Genomic DNA, 258 nt, shown 5'->3' with positions numbered 1-258 from the left:
CGATATCGCTGGCATTGGCCAAAAGCTCGGCCTGGGTGATCACCCGTCCGCCGCTGTCCTCGGCGATCGCTGCCAGCGTCACGGCCGACGTCGTCGGATCGTCGTTGACCGCGGTAAGGTCGAGGCTTGCCGTACCGGCGACACTGCCGCCATTGCCGTCGTTGATCGTGTAGCTGAACGAAACGCCGCTGTCGTCATTCGCCGCCGGCGTGTAAGTCCAGGTGCCGTCACCATTGTCGGTCAGCGTGCCGCTGCCAC

The 258-nt window shown here is 65.1% G+C and carries 1 protein-coding gene; it reads right to left on the bottom strand.

The annotated features are described in order from the left end of the window. On the bottom strand, positions 1–258 hold a 258-nt coding region (locus IB265_RS36370), incomplete at both ends, for a cadherin-like domain-containing protein (RefSeq protein WP_192496240.1).

It is taken from the genome of Ensifer sp. ENS10, from assembly GCF_014852025.1.
In the GTDB taxonomy this organism is placed as follows: domain Bacteria; phylum Pseudomonadota; class Alphaproteobacteria; order Rhizobiales; family Rhizobiaceae; genus Ensifer.
This window is presented reverse-complemented; position numbering and strand designations above follow the sequence as displayed.